27 protein-coding genes are annotated in these 21,974 nt (G+C 60.5%); 10 read left to right on the top strand and 17 right to left on the bottom strand.

Features of this window, described 5'->3' with window-relative positions; genetic code table 11:
• Positions 1-3 precede the first annotated feature (3 nt).
• The 6 genes from ABT23_RS05815 to ABT23_RS05790 all read right to left on the bottom strand — a co-directional run bounded on the left by ABT23_RS05815 (position 4) and on the right by ABT23_RS05790 (position 6,676).
• On the bottom strand, positions 4-1,227 hold the full coding sequence (locus tag ABT23_RS05815) for a malic enzyme-like NAD(P)-binding protein (RefSeq protein WP_296632477.1): 1,224 nt from the start codon (positions 1,225-1,227) through the stop codon (positions 4-6).
• A gap of 71 nt (positions 1,228-1,298) precedes the next feature.
• Positions 1,299-2,009, bottom strand: coding sequence for an RNA polymerase sigma factor FliA (locus tag ABT23_RS05810; RefSeq protein ID WP_296632476.1), 711 nt, complete (start codon positions 2,007-2,009; stop codon positions 1,299-1,301).
• 36 nt (positions 2,010-2,045) lie between these two features.
• Positions 2,046-2,456, bottom strand: coding sequence for a hypothetical protein (locus ABT23_RS05805; RefSeq protein WP_296632473.1), 411 nt, complete (start codon positions 2,454-2,456; stop codon positions 2,046-2,048).
• Positions 2,457-2,685: 229 nt separating this feature from the next.
• A complete protein-coding gene (gene flhF, locus ABT23_RS05800; protein WP_296632471.1) occupies positions 2,686-3,840 on the bottom strand; it encodes a flagellar biosynthesis protein FlhF in 1,155 nt (384 codons plus the stop codon).
• The gene (gene flhA, locus ABT23_RS05795) at positions 3,837-5,891 is read right to left on the bottom strand and encodes a flagellar biosynthesis protein FlhA (protein ID WP_296632777.1); all 2,055 of its coding nucleotides are present in this window, start codon (positions 5,889-5,891) and stop codon (positions 3,837-3,839) included. Before flhA ends, flhF begins: the two co-directional genes overlap by 4 nt.
• Before the next feature lie 20 nt (positions 5,892-5,911).
• The gene (locus ABT23_RS05790; RefSeq protein ID WP_296632469.1) at positions 5,912-6,676 is read right to left on the bottom strand and encodes an EscU/YscU/HrcU family type III secretion system export apparatus switch protein; all 765 of its coding nucleotides are present in this window, start codon (positions 6,674-6,676) and stop codon (positions 5,912-5,914) included.
• A 318-nt stretch (positions 6,677-6,994) separates the two neighbouring features.
• Here ABT23_RS05790 and ABT23_RS05785 point away from each other — a divergent pair, with 318 nt between their 5' ends.
• The 4 genes from ABT23_RS05785 (at position 6,995) to ABT23_RS05770 (ending at position 9,455) form a co-directional block, all read left to right on the top strand.
• Positions 6,995-7,597, top strand: a complete 603-nt coding sequence (locus ABT23_RS05785; protein ID WP_296632467.1) for a TetR/AcrR family transcriptional regulator — start codon at positions 6,995-6,997, stop codon at positions 7,595-7,597.
• A 50-nt stretch (positions 7,598-7,647) separates the two neighbouring features.
• Positions 7,648-8,172, top strand: coding sequence for a DsrE family protein (locus tag ABT23_RS05780; RefSeq protein ID WP_296632465.1), 525 nt, complete (start codon positions 7,648-7,650; stop codon positions 8,170-8,172).
• A 273-nt stretch (positions 8,173-8,445) separates the two neighbouring features.
• Positions 8,446-8,949 carry a hypothetical protein gene (locus ABT23_RS05775; protein WP_296632463.1) on the top strand — a complete coding sequence of 168 codons (504 nt, stop codon included), beginning with the start codon at positions 8,446-8,448 and terminating at the stop codon, positions 8,947-8,949.
• 29 nt (positions 8,950-8,978) lie between these two features.
• Positions 8,979-9,455, top strand: coding sequence for an outer membrane beta-barrel protein (locus tag ABT23_RS05770; RefSeq protein WP_296632462.1), 477 nt, complete (start codon positions 8,979-8,981; stop codon positions 9,453-9,455).
• 117 nt (positions 9,456-9,572) lie between these two features.
• Here ABT23_RS05770 and iscX read toward each other — a convergent pair whose 3' ends face one another.
• The 11 genes from iscX to ABT23_RS05715 form a co-directional block, all read right to left on the bottom strand.
• Entirely contained in the window at positions 9,573-9,773 is a 201-nt protein-coding gene (gene iscX, locus ABT23_RS05765) for a Fe-S cluster assembly protein IscX (protein ID WP_026240815.1), read from the bottom strand.
• On the bottom strand, positions 9,769-10,107 hold the full coding sequence (gene fdx / locus ABT23_RS05760; RefSeq protein WP_296632460.1) for an ISC system 2Fe-2S type ferredoxin: 339 nt from the start codon (positions 10,105-10,107) through the stop codon (positions 9,769-9,771). The genes iscX and fdx overlap by 5 nt, the downstream gene beginning before the upstream one ends.
• Before the next feature lie 20 nt (positions 10,108-10,127).
• Positions 10,128-10,901, bottom strand: coding sequence for a DUF3050 domain-containing protein (locus tag ABT23_RS05755; RefSeq protein WP_296632458.1), 774 nt, complete (start codon positions 10,899-10,901; stop codon positions 10,128-10,130).
• A 13-nt stretch (positions 10,902-10,914) separates the two neighbouring features.
• Positions 10,915-12,777 carry a Fe-S protein assembly chaperone HscA gene (gene hscA / locus ABT23_RS05750; RefSeq protein WP_296632456.1) on the bottom strand — a complete coding sequence of 621 codons (1,863 nt, stop codon included), beginning with the start codon at positions 12,775-12,777 and terminating at the stop codon, positions 10,915-10,917.
• A gap of 3 nt (positions 12,778-12,780) precedes the next feature.
• Positions 12,781-13,359 (bottom strand): Fe-S protein assembly co-chaperone HscB, encoded by a 579-nt coding sequence (gene hscB / locus ABT23_RS05745; protein WP_296632441.1) that lies wholly within the window; start codon positions 13,357-13,359, stop codon positions 12,781-12,783.
• Between the two features lie 33 nt (positions 13,360-13,392).
• Positions 13,393-13,716, bottom strand: coding sequence for an iron-sulfur cluster assembly protein IscA (gene iscA / locus ABT23_RS05740; protein ID WP_296632435.1), 324 nt, complete (start codon positions 13,714-13,716; stop codon positions 13,393-13,395).
• Between the two features lie 3 nt (positions 13,717-13,719).
• Positions 13,720-14,106 (bottom strand): Fe-S cluster assembly scaffold IscU, encoded by a 387-nt coding sequence (gene iscU, locus ABT23_RS05735; RefSeq protein WP_018508342.1) that lies wholly within the window; start codon positions 14,104-14,106, stop codon positions 13,720-13,722.
• A 22-nt stretch (positions 14,107-14,128) separates the two neighbouring features.
• Entirely contained in the window at positions 14,129-15,337 is a 1,209-nt protein-coding gene (locus ABT23_RS05730) for an IscS subfamily cysteine desulfurase (RefSeq protein WP_296632432.1), read from the bottom strand.
• Positions 15,338-15,359: 22 nt separating this feature from the next.
• A complete protein-coding gene (gene iscR / locus ABT23_RS05725) occupies positions 15,360-15,821 on the bottom strand; it encodes a Fe-S cluster assembly transcriptional regulator IscR (protein WP_296632429.1) in 462 nt (153 codons plus the stop codon).
• A gap of 76 nt (positions 15,822-15,897) precedes the next feature.
• Positions 15,898-16,656 carry a serine O-acetyltransferase gene (gene cysE, locus ABT23_RS05720; protein ID WP_296632427.1) on the bottom strand — a complete coding sequence of 253 codons (759 nt, stop codon included), beginning with the start codon at positions 16,654-16,656 and terminating at the stop codon, positions 15,898-15,900.
• A 36-nt stretch (positions 16,657-16,692) separates the two neighbouring features.
• Positions 16,693-17,460 (bottom strand): RNA methyltransferase, encoded by a 768-nt coding sequence (locus ABT23_RS05715; RefSeq protein ID WP_296632772.1) that lies wholly within the window; start codon positions 17,458-17,460, stop codon positions 16,693-16,695.
• 45 nt (positions 17,461-17,505) lie between these two features.
• Here ABT23_RS05715 and ABT23_RS05710 point away from each other — a divergent pair, with 45 nt between their 5' ends.
• From ABT23_RS05710 to ABT23_RS05685, 6 genes are all read left to right on the top strand, one after another.
• Positions 17,506-18,312: an inositol monophosphatase family protein gene (locus tag ABT23_RS05710; RefSeq protein ID WP_296632425.1), complete on the top strand. Its 807-nt coding sequence runs from the start codon at positions 17,506-17,508 to the stop codon at positions 18,310-18,312.
• 412 nt (positions 18,313-18,724) lie between these two features.
• Positions 18,725-19,069, top strand: coding sequence for a type II toxin-antitoxin system RelE/ParE family toxin (locus ABT23_RS05705; protein WP_296632422.1), 345 nt, complete (start codon positions 18,725-18,727; stop codon positions 19,067-19,069).
• The gene (locus tag ABT23_RS05700) at positions 19,066-19,398 is read left to right on the top strand and encodes an XRE family transcriptional regulator (RefSeq protein ID WP_296632420.1); all 333 of its coding nucleotides are present in this window, start codon (positions 19,066-19,068) and stop codon (positions 19,396-19,398) included. The genes ABT23_RS05705 and ABT23_RS05700 overlap by 4 nt, the downstream gene beginning before the upstream one ends.
• Before the next feature lie 13 nt (positions 19,399-19,411).
• Positions 19,412-20,161, top strand: a complete 750-nt coding sequence (locus ABT23_RS05695) for a DCL family protein (RefSeq protein ID WP_296632417.1) — start codon at positions 19,412-19,414, stop codon at positions 20,159-20,161.
• Between the two features lie 19 nt (positions 20,162-20,180).
• Positions 20,181-20,996, top strand: a complete 816-nt coding sequence (locus tag ABT23_RS05690) for a TIGR02391 family protein (RefSeq protein WP_296632413.1) — start codon at positions 20,181-20,183, stop codon at positions 20,994-20,996.
• Complete coding sequence (locus ABT23_RS05685) at positions 20,993-21,904, top strand: bacteriophage abortive infection AbiH family protein (protein ID WP_296632411.1); 912 nt, start codon at positions 20,993-20,995, stop codon at positions 21,902-21,904. The genes ABT23_RS05690 and ABT23_RS05685 overlap by 4 nt, the downstream gene beginning before the upstream one ends.
• Positions 21,905-21,974: the final 70 nt, after the last annotated feature.

Raw genomic sequence — 21,974 nt, 5'->3', positions numbered from 1 at the left:
GACTCAGCGGCGCTTGCCCGGCGCCTTCTTCGCCGCCTTGGCCACGGCCTGGGGGACGCGCTGGGCAAGGCGCGGGTCGAATGGTTTCGGCAGGATGTAGTCCGGGCCGAATTTGAGCTTCTTCAGTTTATAGGCCTTCAACACCGATGCCGGCACCGGTTCGCGTGCCAGCTCGGCCAGCGCGTTCACCGCAGCGATCAGCATGGATTCGGTGATCTGCTTTGCCCGCGCATCGAGCGCACCGCGGAAAATGAACGGGAAACCCAGGACATTGTTCACTTGATTGGGGAAGTCGGAACGGCCGGTCGCCATGATGAGATCGCTGCGCGCCGCCTTGGCCTTTTCCGGCAGGATTTCCGGATTGGGGTTGGCCAGCGCGAACACCACAGGCTTGTCCGCCATGCTTTTGACCATGGTGGGGCTGACCAGGTTGGCACCCGACACGCCGACGAACACATCGGCGCCCACCATCGCTTCGTCCAACGTACGCAGCTTGGTCTGACGCGCGTAGGCTTTCTTGAAACTGTTGAGATCGGTTCGCCCTTTGTGCACCACGCCCTTGGAATCGACCAGCAGGATGTTGCGCTTCTGCGCGCCCATCGCGACCAGCAGGTTCAGCGAGGCGATGCCGGCCGCGCCTGCGCCGAGGCACACGATCTTGGCGGTTTCCAGCGTCTTGCCCTGCACATGCAGGGCGTTGATGAGGCCCGCGCAGATGATGGTGGCAGTGCCATGCTGGTCATCGTGGAATACCGGGATGTCGAGCTTCTTCTTCAGCGCCGCTTCGATTTCGAAACAGTGCGGCGCTGCGATGTCTTCGAGGTTGATTCCACCGAAGGTAGGGGCGATCGCCTCCACCACCTTGATGAAATCCTGCGGCGTCTTTGCGTTGACTTCGATGTCGTAGACGTCGATCCCGGCGAACTGCTTGAATAGCACAGCCTTGCCCTCCATCACCGGCTTCGCGGCGAGCGGGCCGCGATTACCCAGACCGAGAATCGCGGTGCCGTCGGTGATCACCGCGACCAGATTGCCCTTGTTCGTGTAATCGTAGGCTCTGGCGGGGTTTTTTGCGATCTCCAGCACCGGCTGGGCCACGCCCGGCGTATAGGCGAGCGACAGGTCCGCCTGCGTGGAACAGGGTTTGGACGATTCGACGGAGAGCTTGCCGGGCTTGGGCAGGCGATGGTAATCGAGGGCTTTTTTCTTGAGGGCGGCTTGGCTCATGAGGCAAAAAATGCTGGTTGGATAAACAAGCCGTCATTATCGCGGATTTACCAGCGTTCCGTCCCCTGGAGTCAGTCTTTCCAGATCTTGAGTTGGGCACGCAGACGCGCGACCGCCTGAGAATGCAGCTGGCACACGCGTGACTCCGACACGCCGAGCACTGCCCCGATTTCCTTCAGATTCATGTCCTGTTCGTAGTACATGCCCATCATGCTGCGCTCGCGCTCCGGCAGGTGGTGGATCGCGGCGATCAGGCTATCGCGGAAACCCTCATCCTCGAGTACTGCCAACGGGTCATTGCTGCCGTCGACCAGATAGCGCTCCAGAAAGCTGGCGCTGTCCTCATCCGAGAAGTCTTCGTAATAGAGCAGCTGGGAACATTTCACGTCGCCCAGCATGGATTGATACTGATCGATCGGCATGCCCAGCTCGGCGGAGATTTCCTGCTCGGACGGCGACTTGCCGTTGCGCTGCTCCAGCCGGTGGATGGCGGCTTCGATCTGCCGGGATTTCTGCCGTACATGGCGCGGCAGCCAATCCGCCTCGCGCAACTCGTCAAGCATGGCGCCACGGATGCGCTGGGTCGCATAGGATTCGAACTGCGCGCCCTGGGTGCCGTCGAAGCGCCCTACCGCATCCATCAGGCCGATCAGCCCGACCTGGATGAGATCGTCGACTTCTACGCTGGCGGGCAGGCGCGCCATCATATGATATGCAATGCGCTTGACCAGCGGCGCATACTTGGTGATCTGCTCGTCTTGCGACGATGGTTTACCTACCATGTTCAGGGTTTCCCTGTCTTTATAACTGCCAAGCCGTCAGGCTCGCTCCTCGTCCGCCATTCTAACGGCTAGCGCAGCAAATGCATCATTCTCGTTTGCCACGTTGAAAATGGCATGTACAACCTCGCGCCCGAGAAAGTGGCGGCCTGCGGCCTGGACATGATCGCAGGCCAGTCGATCGCCCAGTAGGCCCGCCTGGAATGCCACGCCCGAACGCGCCAGCGTTTTGAATACAGCATAGGCTTTCCGCATCGATTCGTCGGTAGGGCGTATCTCCATGACGACCGTATGCGCCACATCCGGCAGCAAAGCAAGATCGGCACAATCCCATTCCGAATCGAAAATCACATCGTCATAGCCGCCCACCATGCCGGACAGGGCAGGCTCATCCGCCCGCACGCCGGGCGCATACCAAGCTTCACAATAGGTTTGCGGCAGTGTATGCAACTGCCTGCGCTCGAGTTGATGCCTCCAGTCGAACAGGCTGCGGGGTGAGGAGGAGGCAAACAGGCGGCCTTGCGTGTCGATTAGGAGCGGTATCCGGCCAAGCCTATACAACGCATGCGCCAGGCGAACGCCTGGGTTGGGCGAGTCTGAAATACTGTGGATATATCGCAGCGGCTGACGCGTACCCTGCCCGGCAGGGCATACACGCCGTCGTAGCCCGGCAGCCTGGTCAGCCGGCACGGGTGCCCTTTAGGGCGCTTATGCCTTCTTGGCTGCGCCGTTCCGCACGTTCGGCTTCGACGCCGGCAAACAGGGGCCAATCCTCGGCCTCGAGTGCATATGGCGTGGCAAGCTGGCCGCCTTTCAGTGCGCGGTCGACGAGATAAGTGGTATTGGGTGCGTGGAGATCTTCCGGCACGCGCTGCCCGCCCGCGATATAGGCCAGCGGCAGGCGATGACGGATCAGGCTGTCCAGCGCCGCGCCCGGCTGCGGTGTTTCATCGAGCTTGGTCAGAATGCAGGCGACCGCCCCCTCGCCAAAACGCAGCATCGCCTGCTCGATCGCCGCCCCCTGCTGGTTTGCGGCGACCACTGCCAGACGGCTTATCCCCAATGCGCCAAGTGCCTGCCCTTCGCGGGTGCGCGGATCGGAGGGCGCAAAACCTGCGGTGTCGATCAACAGCAGTTTCCTGGTGGCAAGCTGCGGCAGAAGCTGCGCCAGTCCGGCCTGGTCTTCGCATACATGCAGCGATACGCCCAGCAGATCGGCATACACTTGCAATTGCGCCGTTGCGCCGATGCGGTAGGCATCCGCCGCCACCAATGCCACCTGATCGACTCCATGGACATCGACGCCGCGTGCGGCAAGCTTGGCGAGCGTCGTGGTCTTGCCCGCCCCGGTCGAGCCGACCAGCGCATAGCGCCCGCCCGTCGTCATCAGATCGGCTTCACGCCCTTGTACCGGCAAATTGCGTATCAAGACCTGGCGCAGCCAGCGCTGGGCGGCTTCGGTATCGAGTCCGCGCGGCAGGCGTGCCGCCAGGGTACGAGCAAGCGAACTGCCGAATCCGGCCGCAAACAGGATCTGCATCACGGCCACTCGCGCCGGATCGCGTCGCCGTGCCGCGCCCCATGCAAATCCGGCCAACTGGTTTTGCAGCAGGCCGCGCAGTCGCGAAAGCTCAGCCAGAATGCGCGAGCTGCCGGCCGTGTCGGCGGCCTCGCTGACCGCCGGAACCGTCAGGTCGCCGTAGGCGCTGGCCAGCAGTTCGATACCTTGCGGGTGCGGCCGGGTGGACAGCACCACGGCGTCATCGCCCAGTTCCTTTCGCACGCGCGCCAGACCTTCGCGCGCATTCGCTGCGACAAATACCCGTACGCTCATTCATGCGCTCCAATCGCCAGTTCAGTGCTCATCTGGACCATTTTATCGGCGGGCACCTCCGCATAGGCAATCACCGCAAGTCGCGGCAGGTTGCGCCGCAGCAAGCGCGACAGGATCGCGCGCAGACCAGGCGAGGTCAGCAGCACGGGCGGATAGCCTTCGCGCTCCTGTTCGGACAGCGCGCGCTCCGCTGCCTCGTTCAATGCATCCAGCGTGGAAGGAGACAACAGCGCTTCGCCTTCGTCGCCCATCTCGTTCAGCAGGCGGGTTTCAGTCGCTGCAGCCAGACCGATCACGTGCAGCGTGTCGCTGCCCTCGAACAGACGGTCGACGATGCTGCGCCCCAACGCGGCGCGCACGGTTTCCACCAGTTCGTCGATGGCCTGGTTTTTCGGCGCGCGTGCCGCCAGCGTTTCGAACAGGGTGCGTGTATCGCGGATCGAGATGTTTTCCGCAATCAACTGCTGCAGCACGGCCTGCACGCTGGTCAGCGGCAGATGGCGCGGCGTCACGTCCTCGACCAGCCCCGGATGACTGCGCGCCAGCGTATCAAGCAGCTGTTGCACCTCGGTGCGCCCCAGCAGTTCCGGGGCATGCTGGCGGAATACGGCCTCGACCTGGCGCGCGATCAGTTCGGCAGGTTCCAGCACGACAAAACCGCGCAATTCGGCCTCCTCGACCCGGCTGGCATCCAGCCATACCCCGGCCAGTCCGGTCAACGGATCCCATCCGGGTGCGCCATCGATACGTCCGAGCACGTCACCCATGTCGACCGCCAGCACCTGGCCCGGGGACATCTCGCCGTGCGCCACATCGACGCCCTTGAGCGTGATGCGATAGGTATTCGGCTTGAGATCGAGGTTGTCGCGCACACGGATGAGCGGCACGACCAGCCCCATGTCGGTGGCGAAACGGCGCCGCGCCTCGGTGATCCTGCTCAGCGCCGCGCCACCCTGATTGCGATCGACCAGCGGGATCAGCCGGTAGCCGACTTCGAGCGCCAGTACGTCGACCGGTGGGATATCGTCCCAGGTAACGTCGATCGGCGCAGTATCCGCTTCGACCAGTTCCAGCGGTTCGACGTCAAACGCGGCCGTACGTTGACGGTGCATCAACCAGAACCCCAGTCCACCCAGTACCGTGGCGATGGTCAGGAACGCCAGATGCGGTGTCCCTGGAATCACTCCCAGCGCGCCCAGCACGGCTGCAGCCACATACAAGGTCTGCGGGCGGCCGAAAATCTGGGTGGAAAACTCGCGCGACAGATCCTGCTCGCTCGACGCGCGGCTCACGACGATGCCCGCCGCGGTGGAAATGACCAGGGCGGGGATCTGTGTCACCAGCCCGTCGCCCACGGTCAGTAGCGCATAGCGCCCGAGTGCTTCGGAGACCCCCAGGTTGTGCTGCAGCAGGCCCACCGCGATGCCGCCGATCAGGTTGACCACGAGGATGATCATGCCGGCGATGGCATCGCCGCGCACGAATTTTGAGGCACCATCCATCGCACCATAGAAGTCGGATTCGCGGCCAATGTCGCTGCGGCGCGCGCGCGCCTCGACCTCGTTGATGAAGCCTGCATTCAGGTCGGCGTCGACCGCCAGCTGCTTGCCCGGCATCGAATCGAGCGTGAAGCGTGCCGCCACCTCGGCGATGCGCCCGGCACCCTTGGTAATGACGACAAAGTTGATGATGACCAGGATGATGAACACCACGAAACCGACCGCGATGTTTCCGCCGACCAGGAAATTACCGAACGACTCGATCACCTTGCCCGCCGCCTCTGGCCCAGTGTGGCCCTGCATCAGGATGATGCGGGTAGACGCCACGTTGAGCGACAGACGCAGCAGCGTGGTCAGCAGCAGCACCGTGGGAAACACCGAGAAATCCAGGGGGCGTCGTGCGTTCAGGCTCACCAGCAGCACGATCATTGCCAGCGCGATGTTGAGCGTGAACAGCACGTCCAGCATGAAAGTGGGCAACGGCAGCACCATCATCGCCAGAATCAGCAGTACCAGCGCCGGCACCGCCAGCCGGTTGGCCGGCAGACCCATCACCATCACACCCTGTGCGCTCACCCAATCACCTCGTCAACGCGCTGGCCGGCCTGCTGCTGACGGCCGCGCACGCGTGCCCGTACTTCGGGGTTCACCTCGGATTCACGGGCCTCGGCCAATACTTCCTGCCAGGTCATCGCATGGCGACGCAGATAGCGCCACCAGCGCCAGCCGGCATCTGCCGCCGCCGCCAGTGTCAGCGTCGCCGCCAACATCAGTACCCCGCGGCCCACCCAGGCGGCCGTCGCATCGAGCGCGACGCTCATTTCGCTACGGGTCAGGCTGTGCAATCCCGACCAACCGCTCGTCAGCACCCAGCCCACCGCTGCAGCGGCGAGCGCCAGCTTCAACAACACCAACGATCCGTCGAACAGGGATTCAACGGAAAACAGGCGAGCGAACGGTTTGAAAGGATTGGCGCGTGTGAGATCGGCCTGGGCGGCCTGCGGGGCGAACACCCAGCCCGAGAGCAGGATGGGGGCCACCAAGGCAGCGGCAAAGATGACGCCCAGTACCGGCAGTACGGCCCAGAGCGCCGCCCAGGCAGCCTGGATGAATATTGGGGAAAGCGGCTGCGCGGCATGAATGAATGCCACTTCGGTCAACACCTGCAAGGCATTGAGCAGACGCGGTGCCAACCAGCCCAGCATGCCCAGCGCCGACAACAACACGGCCCACGCCGTGAGTTCGGCGGAACGCGGCACGTCGCCCGCGCTGCGCGCCTGTTGCAGGCGTCGCGGACTTGCTGGTTCGGTACGGGAAAGGTCTGTCTCCTCAGCCATGCTTGCCTCAAATTTTGGGGCAGTCTAGCACGAAGCGAAACGGGTTTTTAGCCCATGGGCCGGCGGCTTTTCGTACGGGACACGCTCCTTCTCCCTATCGCTTCCAGTCCCTGCCAGGTGATGGTGTGCTAACGGGCAGGAGGCGTTCGGATTGCATTATCGCCCTTCTCCCATTTCCGGAGTCACGTGCCCGCTCATCCCTCCGGCCGATCGGGCTTACGACAGGGGGAGTCGTACCCGGCAAGCCATCCACCACGCGAGCCTCATGGTAGGAAAGTAGGTTATATTTTGTAAGTTAGATAACTTACTATTTGAGCCATGAACCAGCAGACACGCACACATGACAAGCGCCAGCATCTGATCAAGACGGCCGCTGAACTGGTCTATCGCAACGGTTTCGTCAAAACCACGCTTGCGGACATCTCGGCCGAGGCCGGCATCCCGCTTGGAAGCATTTATTACTACTTTCAGGCACGCGAAGACATCGCGCGTGCCGTCGTGGAACGCCGGGTAACCGAATTGAATGGCTTTCTGGAGAAACAGGCCGAGCAGCCAAACCCCCGGTTACGCCTTGAGGCGCTGGTGGGCGTCTGGGTCGACGAGCGGGAAAGTGATACGGAGTTCGGCTGCCCGGTGGGCAGCCTGTGCTACGAACTTGCCAAAGGACGCGGTCCCATGAGCGCGGAGGCGGCGCGGCCCTTCCAGCTCCTGCTCGCCTGGTGCGAAGCCCAATTCCGTCTGATGGGATGCAGTCGCGATGCCAAGACACTGGCGCTGCACCTGATTGCAGCCTTGCAGGGAATCAGTCTGATCGCCAACTCGCTCGGCGAATCGGAGCAGATTTTGCGTGAAGCCGCGTATCTGAAGCGGTGGCTGCGCGAAATGGAAAGCCGTACAAAACGGCCAAACGGAGCCAGGTAATTCACCCCTTGCCCCGGCTTGTTCAACTAACAATTCAAGGAGACACGAGTATGAAATTCACCCCCAAGATTGCGGCCTTAGCCTTGTTCCTCGCTTTACCCGCTGCCTATATGGCGCACGCGGAGGAATTCGCACCGTACGGCACCGCCAAAGTCGACATGCACACGATGCCGGTCACGGACGTGGTATTTGACGTGAACTATGAAGACCCGCAGAAGTTGAACATTCTTTACAACTTCATCAAGAATACGCAGAAGATCACCCAGGGCAAAGTCGTGGTGGTTACCCACGGACCTGAGTTACGCGCCTTCGCCAAGGAAAATTACCCGAAATACCAGGGGATCATGGACAAGATGGCGGAACTGGCAAAGGATGGTGTCGAATTCAAGATGTGTAACAACGCGATGAAGGCTGCTGGCTTCAGTGCAGAGGACATGCACGGATTCGTCACGGTGGTTCCGGCAGGCTTCCCGGAAATCGCCTATTACCAAGGCAAGGGATACAAATACATCAACCCCCTTCCGCTTTCGGTAAAGGATGTACGTTATCTGGATCAGCCACAGCTTAAAAAATAACGCGCTCACTGCGCAGAGGTGAGGCCGTTCTGCCCCTGCGCCCCGAACCGATGCAACCTGCCGGCAGTGATCACACTACCGGCAGGTCCTCTCCGGATCATGTTCCGCATGATCACGCCTGTTCCCGATGCGCTAGAAAAGCACGGCATCCGGCTAGCCACACCCGCAATCCGCCATCAGGCTTTAGACATCCCGCACCCCGTCCGCGCTTCCTGAACTGGAATGCCGCAATCAGGCTTCGCGTCCTACCGGTTTATGTGCCATGATATTTTGATGAAGGCCATCATGCGGGCATTTGCAATCATCCACGGACTCATGGCCGTCCTTTTTGCCTGCGCAGCCCTCATGCTCGTCGTGGTCGCAGCGCACATGGGGTGGGCCGCGTTCACCTCGGGACTGGATCAGGCGGCAGCCCAGGAAATCATTGAAGCAGTCGGCCTGCTTGCCGCCGCCGTGGTCGCCCTGCAAATCGCTCAGACCATTGCCGAAGAAGAAGTCATTCGCGCGGCCCATATCAGCGCCCCGACCCGCGTCAGGCGTTTCCTATCCCGATTCTTTGTCGTCGTCGTGGTCGCACTCGCTATCGAAGGACTGGTCGCAACCTTCAAGGCCCTGCACGAGGATCCTGCACAGTTGCCTTATGCAGCAAGCATCCTGTTTTCCGTCGGCGTCATTCTGGCTGGCTGGGGAGTCTTCATCCGGCTGAATCGTTCTGCCGAAGAACTGGAGCCCGAAGCCATGGCGGAAGCCAAACGGGAAGACCAAAAACTCCAGTAGTTATCCCGTACGTTTAAGTCAATTCCCGAATGCGCGCAGGGACCGACTATGTCGGCGCAAGCGCAGGACAATCCACTACGGATTCCTGCATCACGGGTACATGCGATAAATCAGACATCGGCTGGAAAGCATACGGTGGTCTGGAAGTGAATGAATACATTTCCATGGAAGTTGGCTATGTCGATTTGGGAACAGTCGACTACAGCGCGCCGACTGGCACACGAGAAACCCACGGCGTGACCATGCAACTGCTCGGAACGTATGCGTTGAACCCGAGCTTCACCCTGCTCGCCCGTGGCGGCATGAATTTTCTGAAGACCGATGTCAGTGGCGCTGTTGCCGGCGCCAGCGGCAATGCAGAAGACACTGACGTCGTTTGGTCTCTCGGGCTGGATGCACAGTACAACTTCACCCAGTCGGTAGGGCTCCGCATGGAATGTGAACCTACTTTGAAGCGGGGAGTCCGGCCTTTAATGGTGGCACAGGTGAAGCCGACGTTGACCTGATTTCCGCCGGGCTGGTCTTCAAGTTCTGATGCCTTTCCGAAACAATCCAGCCCAATGAAAAGGGGCATCAAGCCCCCTTTTCATTGCGCATTCCAGCTGGCCATCTTTGGACTTCCCTCAACTCACTTCGTCAATCCATGCCATCTGGATCGCTTCGAGGATCTTTTCGCCGGAATGATTGGGATCGTCGTCGAAATCCGGCAGCTCCATCACCCAGTTATGCAGGTCGGTAAAGCGGATGGTGCGCGGGTCGATTTCGGGGTGGGCCTCGGCGAGTTCGATGGCAATGTCGAGGGAGTCCGTCCACTTCATATCAATGTCCTTCCTTGACCATATTGATGGTGTATTTGGGAATTTCGATCACCAGGTCGCTGCCACTCACGCGCGCCTGGCAGGATAGCCGGGACTGTGGTTCGAGTCCCCAGGCTTTATCGAGCAGATCATCCTCTTCTTCGGAGGAAGCCTCCAGCGAATTGAAGCCTTCGCGCACGATGACGTGGCAGGTGGTACAGGCGCAGGATTTTTCGCACGCATGTTCGATCTCGACACCATTTGCAAGCAGCGTGTCGCAGATGGTGTCGCCGGGTTTGGCTTCGATCACGGCACCTTCGGGGCAGAGTTCGACGTGGGGCAATACGATGAGTTGGGGCATGGTGAGGTTCTGGGGCTCGGTCAGGCAGCTTTGGAGTGTTGGCTAGGCAGGGCGGCGAGCACGCCGTCCCAAAATTGCAGGCGTGCGGCGACAGCAGCTTCGGCGGCGATTTCGGCCTCGCGCCATTTGTCGGCCTTACCGTCGCATAGGGCGGCAAGCAGGCGCAGCGACAGCGGTGCATGGAAATCCTCATCCAAATGGACGTGGCGGTTGAGGTAATAATGGAAGCTCGGCGCCTGCGTTTCGGTTACGGCCATCCGCGACAGGAATGCACGGAACATCGAAGGGATGACATGTTCGCGCCCCAGCGCCAGCGCGGCAGCGACGGCATGCGGCTTGCCGCTGTCGATGAAGTCAAAGGTGGTACGGGTGAATGCGGCGGATGGTGCAGGCGCAAGGCCGGAAGCGAGCGCGGCATCGATACCCTGCTCACCGGCCCGTTGCACGAAACGGCCAGGTGTCTCGGCGTCGGCGCCGATTTCGCGCATGGCGGCGAGATACAGCATGAAGTGGCTGGTAAACCCTTCCTGCCCCGGAATCGCAATATCGGTTTCCTCTTCCAGAACCAGCTCGTTGATGAAGCGCTGCACCGATGCGTCACCGCTCGGCGTCCATGGCCAGCGCGCAGGCGCAACCTGATGTTGCAGGTACTTGATCAGCGACATGAAGTCCCAAACCGAATAGACGTGGTGCTGCATGAACGCACGCAGGTCGTCGAGCGTCTGTACGGCCGCATAGATCGGATGCGCTTCGAGCCTCACCCGCAGGGAATCGATAAAATCTGCATTCAACATAGTCGTCTGGCGATCAGCCGAAGGTTTCCAGTTTTTGCCCGGCCATCGCCCGGCGCACGTTCTGGTCCATGCGGCGCTGGGCGAATTCTGTGGTCACCGCATTCAGCGCTTCGATGCCACGCTTGATAGCCTGATGGTCGGGACCCGCCATCAGTTTTTCAAGGGCGGTGATGCTGGTTTCTATTGCTGCAGTCTCGGTTTCATTCAACAGTGCGCCGTCTTCTGCCATGGCGGCGCGGGTGGCGGCGATCAGGCCCTGCGCATCGACGATCTGTTCGTTCAGCGCACGCGCGTACATATCATCCTTGGCGTGGGTGAATGCGTCCTTCAACATGCGGGTGATGTCCTCGTCGCCGAGGCCATACGACGGCTTGACCTGCACGCTGGCTTCCACCCCGCTGCTCTGTTCGCGCGCCGCCACCGACAGGAGGCCGTCTGCGTCGACCTGGAAGGTGACGCGGATACGCGCCGCACCCGCCACCATCGGTGGAATGCCGCGCAGTTCGAAGCGCGCCAGCGAGCGGCAGTCGGACGCCAGTTCGCGTTCGCCTTGCAGGACATGCACGCTCATCGCTGTCTGGCCATCCTTGAAGGTGGTGAAATCCTGTGCGCGGGCAGTCGGAATCGTGGTGTTGCGCGGAATGACCTTCTCGGTCAGCCCGCCCATGGTTTCGAGCCCCAGCGACAGCGGGATGACATCGAGCAGCAGCCAGTCGTCGCCGACACGGTTGCCTGCCAGCACGTCTGCCTGCATGGCGGCGCCCAACGCGACGACCTTGTCGGGGTCGAGATTGGTGAGCGGCGTCTGCTTGAAGAAATCGGCCACGGCCTGACGCACGCACGGTGTTCGCGTCGACCCGCCGACCATCACTACGCCCTTGACCTCGCTTGCCGTCAGTCCTGCGTCGCGCAGCGCCTTGCGGGTGGGCGCCAGCGTCTTGCTGACGAGGCTGGCTGTCATGGCATTGAATTCGGCCTGGGTCAACGTCGCATCCATCATCTCGCCAGTCGACAGCACTGCAGTGACGCGTACCTCGGTGTGTTCCGTCAGTGCCTCCTTGGCGTCGCGCGCCTTGGTCAGCAGCAACCGGGCATCACCCGCAGACAACGGTGAAAAACGGCCCTGTTCGAGCATCCAGCAGAACACGCGCTGATCGAAATCGTCGCCGCCGAGTGCCGAGTCGCCGTTGGTGGACAGCACCTCGAACACACCTTTGGAGAGCCTCAGAATCGAGATATCGAACGTGCCGCCGCCGAGGTCGTATACCGCATAGACCCCCTCCGATGCATTGTCGAGGCCATAGGCGATCGCAGCTGCCGTCGGCTCATTCAGCAAACGCAGGACATTGATTCCCGCCAGCTGCGCGGCATCCTTGGTAGCCTGGCGCTGGGCATCGTCGAAATACGCCGGCACGGTGATCACCGCGCCCAAGAGCTCGCCGCCCATGACGGCTTCGGCGCGCTGGCGCAATACCTTGAGAATTTCGGCCGACACTTCGACCGGACTTTTCACACCAGCGACCGTTTTCAACTGCACCATGCCGGGCGCATCGACAAAGCGATACGGCAGGCTGGAGATGTCCTCGATGTCGACGAGGCCGCGCCCCATGAAGCGCTTGACCGACACGATCGTATTGTGGGGGTCGAGGTTCTGCGCGGACAAAGCGGCATATCCCACATCCACGCTGCAATCGGCGTGGTAGCGCACAACCGAAGGCAACAGCGAATGCCCGGCTTCATCGTCCAGCACGACAGACAGCCCCGAACGCACCGTAGCCACCAGCGAATTGGTCGTGCCCAGGTCGATACCGACCGCCAGCCGGTGCTGATGTGGGGCGGTGGACATGCCGGGTTCGGAAATCTGTAAAAGGGCCATGTCTTAACTTTCGAGTTCTTCGTACACGTCGCCGACTTCGGCGATGAGCTTGTCCATGAAGCGCAACTGGCGCACGGCTTCGGAAGCGCCGGCGTAATCGTGTGCAGTGTCGATCAATTCGACCAGTTGCGCTTCGATGCGGCGATGCGCTGCATGCAGGTCGTCTGACAGGGCATCCAGCACGTCCATGCTTTTCCCGGCACGTACATCATCGATCGCTTCGCGCCATTCCATCTGCTGCATCAGGAAAGCCGGCGCCATTTTGGTGTTGTTGGCGTCGAGCGCATCAATCCCCTGTAATTTCAGCAGGTACACGCCGCGATTCACTGGGTGCCGAAGGGTCTGATACGCCTCGTTCACTTGCGTCGCCCACTGCATCGCCACCCGTTGTTCGGCTTCCGGCTGTGAGGCGAACCGGTCCGGGTGAACCGTGTTCTGCAGCTCGCGGTAAGCCGCATCAAGTTTCGCGCGATCCAGCATATATGTCGCTGGCAGGCCGAACAGTTCGAAATGGGTCTGGGTGAAATCCATGACAGGCGAGGCGTTAGGCGTGAGGGGTGAGACGCAGGGTTGACGTTCCATCTCACCCTTCACCCTTTACCCCTCACCTACACGTCAAACGTTAAACGATTCGCCGCAGCCGCACTCGTTCTTCACGTTCGGGTTGTTGAACTTGAAGCCTTCGTTGAGGCCTTCACGGGCATAGTCGAGCTCGGTACCGTCGATGTAGGCCAGACTCTTGGGGTCGACGAACACGGTCACACCATGGCTGGTGAACACCTCGTCGCCTTCCGGCACCTCATCGGCGAATTCCAGCTTGTAGGCCATACCGGAACAGCCGGTGGTGCGCACGCCGAGGCGGATGCCGACGCCTTTGCCACGCTTGGCAAGATAACTGGTGACGTGTTGCGCTGCGCGCTCGGACAAGGTCACCGCCATGGCTTACTCCAGACCTTTTTTCTGCTTGTAGTCGGCCACGGCGGCCTTGATCGCATCCTCGGCCAGGATCGAGCAGTGGATCTTGACTGGCGGCAATGCGAGTTCCTCGGCGATGGCCGTGTTCTTGATTTCCATCGCCTGGTCGAGCGTCTTGCCCTTGACCCACTCGGTCACCAGTGAGGATGAGGCGATCGCCGAACCGCAGCCATAGGTCTTGAACTTGGCGTCTTCGATACGGCCATCGGCGCCGACCTTGATCTGCAGCTTCATCACGTCGCCGCAGGCGGGCGCGCCGACCATGCCGGTACCGACACCGTCGTCTTCCTTGCCGAAGGAGCCGACATTACGGGGATTTTCATAGTGGTCGAGTACTTTATCGCTGTAGGACATGGTAGTTCTCCTTTACTTCAAATCAATGTGCAGCCCACTGCACGGAATTCAAATCGACGCCTTCCTTGAACATCTCCCACAGCGGGGAAAGTTCGCGCAGCTTGCCGATTTTTTCATGCAGAAGCTTGATGGCGTAGTCGACTTCTTCCTCGGTGGTGAAACGGCCGATCGAGAAACGGATCGAGCTGTGCGCCAGTTCGTCGCTGCGGCCCAGGGCGCGCAGCACATAGGACGGCTCGAGGCTGGCCGAGGTGCAGGCGGAACCGGACGACACCGCCAGATCCTTGATCGCCATGATCAGCGACTCGCCTTCGACGAAGTTGAAGCTGACGTTGAGGTTGTGCGGCACGCGCTGGTCCATGTCGCCGTTGAGGTGCACTTCCTCGATGTCCTTCAGACCCGCATACAGGCGGTCGCGCAGCATGCGGATGCGCTCGTTCTCGGTCGCCATCTCTTCGCGAGCGATGCGGAAGGCTTCGCCCATGCCGACGATCTGGTGTGTCGCCAGCGTGCCAGAACGCATGCCGCGCTCGTGGCCGCCGCCATGCATCTGCGCTTCCAGGCGGATCCGCGGCTTGCGACGTACGTATAGTGCGCCGATGCCCTTGGGACCGTAGGTCTTGTGAGCCGAAAACGACATCAGGTCGACCGGCAACTTGCTGAGATCGATCGGCATCTTGCCGGTGGCCTGTGCGGCATCGACGTGGAAGACCACACCTTTCTCGCGGCAGATCTTGCCGAGCGCTTCGATGTCCTGGATTACACCGATTTCGTTGTTGACCGCCATCACTGAAGCCAGCACGGTATCCGGGCGGATTGCGGCGCGGAATTCGTCCAGATCGAGCAGGCCATTTTCCTTCACGTTCAGGTAGGTCGCCTCGAAGCCTTGGCGTTCCATCTCACGCACGGTATCGAGCACGGCCTTGTGCTCGGTACGCACAGTAATGATGTGCTTGCCCTTGGTGGCCGAGTAAAAGTGGCCGGCACCCTTGATCGCGAGGTTGTTCGATTCGGTAGCGCCAGATGTGAAAACGATTTCCTTGGGGTCGGCACCCACCAGCGCGGCGATGTGTCCACGCGCGTCTTCCACCGCCTTCTCGGCCTCCCAGCCAAACGGATGGGAGCGCGATGCCGGATTGCCGAAATGTTCGGTCAGATAGGGGATCATTTTTTCAGCCACACGAGGATCGACCGGGGTGGTGGCGGAGTAATCGAAATACAGTGTCTTCATCGTTTTGCCCTGATTGAATCGTTCAAGCTGCCAGCGTCATCTTCGATGTGCGGCGGTCCTGCAAGACCTTGTCCTTGCATTCGTCCTGCTTGGCCACCAGCGTGGCCAGTGTCACGTTGTCCAGGTAATCGTAGATATGGGCGTTGAGCCCGGTCCACAAGTCGTGCGTCAGACAGCGGTGCTCGTCGTGGCAGTTTTCCTTGCCACCGCATTGGGTCGCGTCGATGGGTTCATCCACCGCGCGAATAATGTCGGCCACGCTGACGTCGTCGAGTGCGCGGGCAAGATAATAGCCTCCGCCTGGGCCACGTACGCTTTCGACCAGTTCGTGCCGGCGCAGACGGCTGAAAAGCTGTTCCAGATACGACAGGGATATGTCCTGGCGTTCGCTGATGCCGGCCAGCGTCACCGGATTCTTGCCGCCGCGCAAGGCCAGATCCAGCATGGCGGTGACGGCGAAACGGCCCTTGGTGGTCAATCTCATGACTCGTTCTCCTGAAATTTCGCCCGAACTATAAAATTCCCGAGCATTTCAGTCAACTATTCCTTACCTTAGCAATTTAGTCAACTATTTTATTCAAATAATTCGGATCGAAATCGTCGGGCTTGTCCTGCCCCAGCGGCATTTCGGCGCCGAGCTTCTGCAACTGCGTCAGAATGAGCTCGAGCCGGTGATCGATATGGGCCGAATGGTCGATCAGTCCATGGATCGCCTTCACCACCGGGTCGTTCATGTCGGCCGAGATGGCGTAGGCGGAAAACCCGAGTTTTTCCGCCTGCTGGTTGCGCTGCTTCTCCGCCGCGCTGTCCAGAATGCGCGCGGGGATGCCCACCGCCGTCGCATTGTCCGGCACATCTTTCACCACCACGGCGTTGGAACCGACCCGCGCCCCGGCGCCGATGGTGATCGGGCCGAGAATCTTGGCCCCCGCCCCCACCACCACGCCGGGCATCAGGGTGGGATGGCGCTTGCCCTTGTTCCATGAGGTGCCGCCAAGCGTCACACCGTGATAAAGGGTGCAGTCGTCGCCGATTTCCGCCGTCTCCCCCACCACCACGCCCATGCCGTGGTCGATGAAGACGCGACGGCCGATGGTGGCGCCGGGGTGGATCTCGATCCCGGTGAGCCAGCGGCCGATGTGCGAGGTGAAGCGCGCCAGCCATTTCCACTCCATGCGCCACAGCTTGTTCGCCAGGCGATGGATCACCATGGCATGGAAACCCGGGTAGGTGGTGACGACTTCGAAGGTCGTGCGCGCCGCCGGGTCCCGGTCGAACACGACGGCGATGTCTTCCTTGAATTGGCTGAACAGGTTCATGCGCTTGAGAATGCTTTATCCTAGTAATTTAGTCAACTATTCAGCGCCGTGGTTCCGCGCGCCGTTTGTTCCCTGCTTGGCTTCCTGCGCCGCCGTCAGGATGCCGCGCAGGATGTTCACCTCCTCCTTCGCCAGCCGGGTCCGTGCAAACAACCGCCGCAGTTTCAACATCAGCTTGCCGGGCGAACCGGGATTGAGGAACGCCAGTTCAGCCAATGCGGTCTCCAGATGCCCATAGAAACGTTCCATTTCGTCGCCCGTCGCTGCATCCAACTCCGGCTGGGGCCAGCTCGCATGCGCCAGCCAGGCCTGACGGATTTCATAACTCAGCACCTGAACCGCCGCCGCCAGGTTGAGCGAGCTGTATTCCGGGTTGGCCGCGATAGTGACCAGTCCTTGGCACAGGCTCAACTCCTCGTTCGACAGCCCGCTGGTTTCGTTGCCGAATACCAGTGCCACCGGGCCGGCCTGCGCTTCGGTCAACAGGCGAATCGAGGCTTCAGGCGGGGTCAACACCTCGGACACGATGTCGCGACGGCGGGCCGACACACCCAGTGCCAGCGTGGTATCGGCGAGTGCTTCGGCCAGCGTGGCGCATACCCTTGCCTGTGTCAGCAGGTCGGCCGCGCCAGACGCCATGGCATCGGCCTGGCTATTGGGGAAAACGGCAGGATCGACCAGCACCAGCCGGGACAAGCCCATCGTCTTCATCGCCCGGGCTGCCGCGCCGATATTGCCGGGATGGCTGGTACGCGTCAGCACGATACGAATATTGGCGAGAAGTTGAGGATCGGCTGTGGTCATCAAGTAAAATAAGCGGCTCGTTCTTTGAATCCCTAGCCAGACATCATGCATCCCATGCTCAATACGGCGGTGAAAGCCGCTCGCAAAGCCGGGGCGATCATCAATCGCGCCTCACTCGACCTCGACCAGCTCACCGTACGGAGCAAACAGGACCGCGATTACGTCAGCGAGGTCGACCAGATGGCCGAGCGCGCCATCATCGAAACGCTGCTCGACGCCTACCCAAATCATGGAATTTTAGCAGAGGAGTCCGGCGCCGCCGAAGCCAAGAATGGCGAGGACTACGAGTGGATCATCGATCCGCTGGACGGCACCACCAACTTCCTGCACGGCCTGCAGCAATATTCCGTCTCGATTGCCCTCAGACACAAAGGCCAGATCACCCAGGCCGTGGTCTACGACCCTGCACGCAACGAGCTCTTCACCGCCACCCGTGGTCGCGGCGCCATGCTCAACGACCGCCGCATTCGCGCCAGCAAGCGCAGCAAACTCTCCGAATGCCTGATCGGTACCGGTTTCCCCTTCCGCGACTTCAGTTTCGCCGAAGCCTACATCAACATGTTTCGCGACATGATGCGTGCCACATCCGGCCTGCGCCGTCCCGGCTCCGCCGCACTCGATCTCGCCTACGTGGCATGCGGCCGCTACGACGGCTTCTGGGAAATGCACCTGAAACCCTGGGACCTGGCCGCCGGCAGCCTGATCGCACAGGAAGCCGGGGCACTGGTCGGCAATTTCATGGGTAACGAAGGCTTTCTGGAATCCGGCAACATCGTCGCCGCCAGTCCGAAAGTCTTCGGCCAGATGCTGCAGGTCATCGCCCCGCACCTGCCGCCCGAACTCAAGGCCTGATCCACGCACCAGTCCGTCCATGTCCATCGCCAAGGAGCCTTCTGCCCACACGCCGATTGTGTTGGGACACTGACTCAATGCGCTGCCAGAGATCGACTTTTCTCTTTCCCAGCAACAAGTTAGGCGGAGGACGGCCATCGCATCGCAGAGGTCGAATTGGCATAGATGGGCATGGTTTGGCGCTCAAATTGCCCCAAATTTGCCCCACGAAATCGGACCGCATACTGGGGCATAGCCAGTCGTGTGCGAACGTCGTTTTCAGGAGGCCGCGCGACACTGCGCTGGACCATGACGGTGCCCGACGGACTGCGCAATTGATTCACTCGGCGGGAGCACCGGCTCAACGCACGCCCCTCTTGAAGAGCTTGACTTGTGCCCTTGATGCGTATAAAATTTTGTACATGGTGGAGTGATGAGTGACGAAAAAGAGATTCGCTGGGTAGGCTCCACCTATGACGACTTGTTGGCATTCCCGGACGAGCCACGTCGCTCTGCCGGGTTCCAGTTGGGCAAGGTTCAAGTTGGTTTGGACCCGGACGACTGGAAGCCGTTCGATGATGTCGGGGCGGGCACCAAGGAAATCCGCATTCGGGAAACCAGCGGCATCTACCGGGTGATGTACGTCGCCAAGTTCGAGGAAGCCGTGTATATCCTGCACTGCTTCCAGAAGAAGACTCAGGCGACCAGCAAGCAGGACAAGGGCATTGCCGAGGCGCGATACCGTGCCGTGGTCAACGCGAGAAAGGCACAGAAATGAAGATCGACACCGAAATCCGCCATGTAACGAAATCGGGAGCGAATATCTTCCTAGAGCTTGGCTTCGCGCCCGCTGAAGCCAAGCGGTTGCAGGCAGCCTCTCGCAAACAGATCAACGACACCCAATTGCTGAAGCAACAACTGATGGAAGAGCTGTCGACCTGGATTGCCGAGCATCACCTGAAGCAAGCCGAAGCGGCCGAGATTCTGATGGTTTCGCGTCCGCGCGTGTCCGATGTAGTGAACAAGAAGACGGCCAAGTTCACCATCGACACGCTGGTGGAAATGCTCAGCCGCGTTGGCAAGCCAGTCAAGCTAGCCATCGGCTGAGGCCGCGCCGTGCATGGCGATAGCAATTGCTCTATCCAACGGTCGCATCTGGAAAACGAAAGCAGCCGCGCTAACTCACTACAAGGCCATGCTGGCCCGTTACGCCGATGGCGCAGTAGTCGAGGATCGCTGCGACCATGACGACCTCGTGGCGCTGCTCGAACGCTACGACGAAGCCATCACCGATGGGCCGAGTAAGACAGGAGTGGGTATCGATCACTTCACTCGCACGCGCAACAACTTCAACGGGTATTCGACACCTTCATTCTGGGTCCATCGCACGGACGGCACCGCCACCGACTTCAGCTATATCTCAGGGGTGAACGGCCAGCCCAAGGGACTTTCGTGTGAGTTTTACGATGCCTGCCGCGCTGCTGTGCAGGATGACCTAATAACTGCCAAGCGTCGTTTCTTCGATGAGCACAGTGACGAGCAAGGTAGCGTGCCCTGCGAGATCACCGGCGCTCGCATTGACTTCGAGAACGCCCATCTCGATCACGCCTGGCCAACCTTCGGCCAGATCGTGGCGGCATTCCGTGCGGCACGCACTTGGACCCGCGAGATTCCTGTCGGAATCGTCACGCTGCCTGCCGACGCGCAGACGCAGAGCGTGTTCCAGGATATGGTTGTCGCCGATGCCTTCAAGGCGTTTCATCACGATCTGGCAGTGCTACGTATTGTTCAGCGCAAGATCAACCTGGCGATGGCTACCGGTCAGCGTCGACCCACGGTGCAACGGCCGCTTCGGTTGAGCACATTGTGACGACGCCAAGCCTTTAAGCATGACGCACATTGTGCCTTTCAACTCGCAGCATCTGGAAGCGGCCTGCCGTGTACTGGCCGATACCGAGCGCGGTCTGACTGGCACGCAGATCGAGCGGCTTCTGCAGGAAATCAAGATTGCCGATACCTCACCGGGAATGACCAAGTGGAAGCGCTTGTTCAATGCACTGGCAAAAGCGCAGAACAGACACCAAATTGGTAACCACCTGATCATGCTGATCAACCGCGCGATGGACCCGGTCAACTACACACGCGATCCCGGAGCCTTCACCTGGCGGCGCGACGAATTGAACGTGGTGCTCGCCTTCTCTGGCTTCTACGTACGCGAGGACGGCAAAGTTGCACATGCCGACAAAGCCACGACGCTGGACGCCGCACGCGCCCGTGCCGGGCGTCTCAAGTCAGCGCTGGAAAGCCGCGGCGTGCATGCCGAAGTACTCAACTATTGCCGCGCCGAACTGCTCGACGAAAACTACTTCCATGCCGTGTTCGAGTCCACCAAAGGCGTTGCCGAGCGCATCCGCTTGCTGTCTGGCCTCACTGCCGACGGTGCCGAGTTGGTGAACAAGGCGTTTTCTATCCAGAGCCCAGTCCTTGTTCTCGGGCCGCTCGCCACCGAGTCGGAGAAAAGCGAACAGAAAGGCTTTGCCAATCTGCTCGTCGGCCTATTCGGCGCCATACGCAACCCGCTCGCCCACGCCCCCAAGACCAACTGGCCGATGTCCGAACAGGATGCGCTCGACATCCTGACGCTAGTGTCACTCATTCACCGAAAGCTCGACCGCACCGAGAAAGCGACTGGCACCATCGCATGACCAATACCAGCAGCAAGCTGAAAAAGCTGTACGTGATCGGGAACGGGTTCGACCTGTGGCACGGCATCCCGTCCAGCTATAGAGAATTCAAATCGTTCGTGCGAGAGCATGACCACGATTTGTTCGATGCGGTGGAAACCTATCTGGGTGCCGATGAGGACTGGAGCGATCTGGAATCTGCGCTTGCTTCGATTGATGTGGACAGCGTCATTGAGGACATGGATCACTTCATGGTCTCATATGCCGCCGATGACTGGAGCGATGCGTACCACCACGACTTCCAGTACGAAGTCGAAGGAGTCGTACAGCGACTATCGGCGACGCTCAGAAGCCTGTTTGCCAAATGGATACGGCAGCTCGCGATTCCGAATCGTTTCAGTGCAGGGAAGCGATTGCGGTCGATCAACACCAACGGCCTCTTCTTGACGTTCAATTACACCGCCACTCTCCGTGAGCGATACGGCGTGCCAAACACAAACGTACTGCACATCCACGCTGACCAGGAAGATAGTGATCTCATCTTGGGACATGCATGGAATCCTCAGACTAGAAGATCGTTGAATGATCGAGAGGACATCGAAGAAATCGACACGAGGTTGATGGAAGCGAACCGCATCCTCGATGGCTATTTCTCTGCCACGTTCAAACCCTCCGAGCAGTTAATCCAAAGGAACCACCAGTTCTTTGATCGCCTGCGCAATATTCAGGAGGTGTGTGTACTGGGGCACTCGCTGTCCGATGTCGACACGCCGTATTTCAAAGCGCTTCTCGCTGTACCCAGCGTTTCGAGCGCGCGCTGGAGCATCGCGTGTCGTTCCGATTCGGACCAATCAGACAAACAGGAGCGCCTGCAGGCGCAGGGCGTAGATGCCTCACGCATTGTTCCGCCCTCATGGGATGAGATGTAGGTAGTGCACGCCAGCCCAGCCTATGGTGTGGCCGCTGTTGCAGGCACCATCGCAGCGACCGGTCCGCCCT

The sequence above is a fragment of the Thiobacillus sp. SCN 63-57 genome, assembly GCF_001725555.1.
In the GTDB taxonomy this organism is placed as follows: Bacteria; Pseudomonadota; Gammaproteobacteria; order Burkholderiales; family Thiobacillaceae; genus Thiobacillus.
The sequence above is the reverse complement of the archived record's forward strand: the minus strand, read 5'-3'. Positions and strand labels throughout refer to the sequence as shown.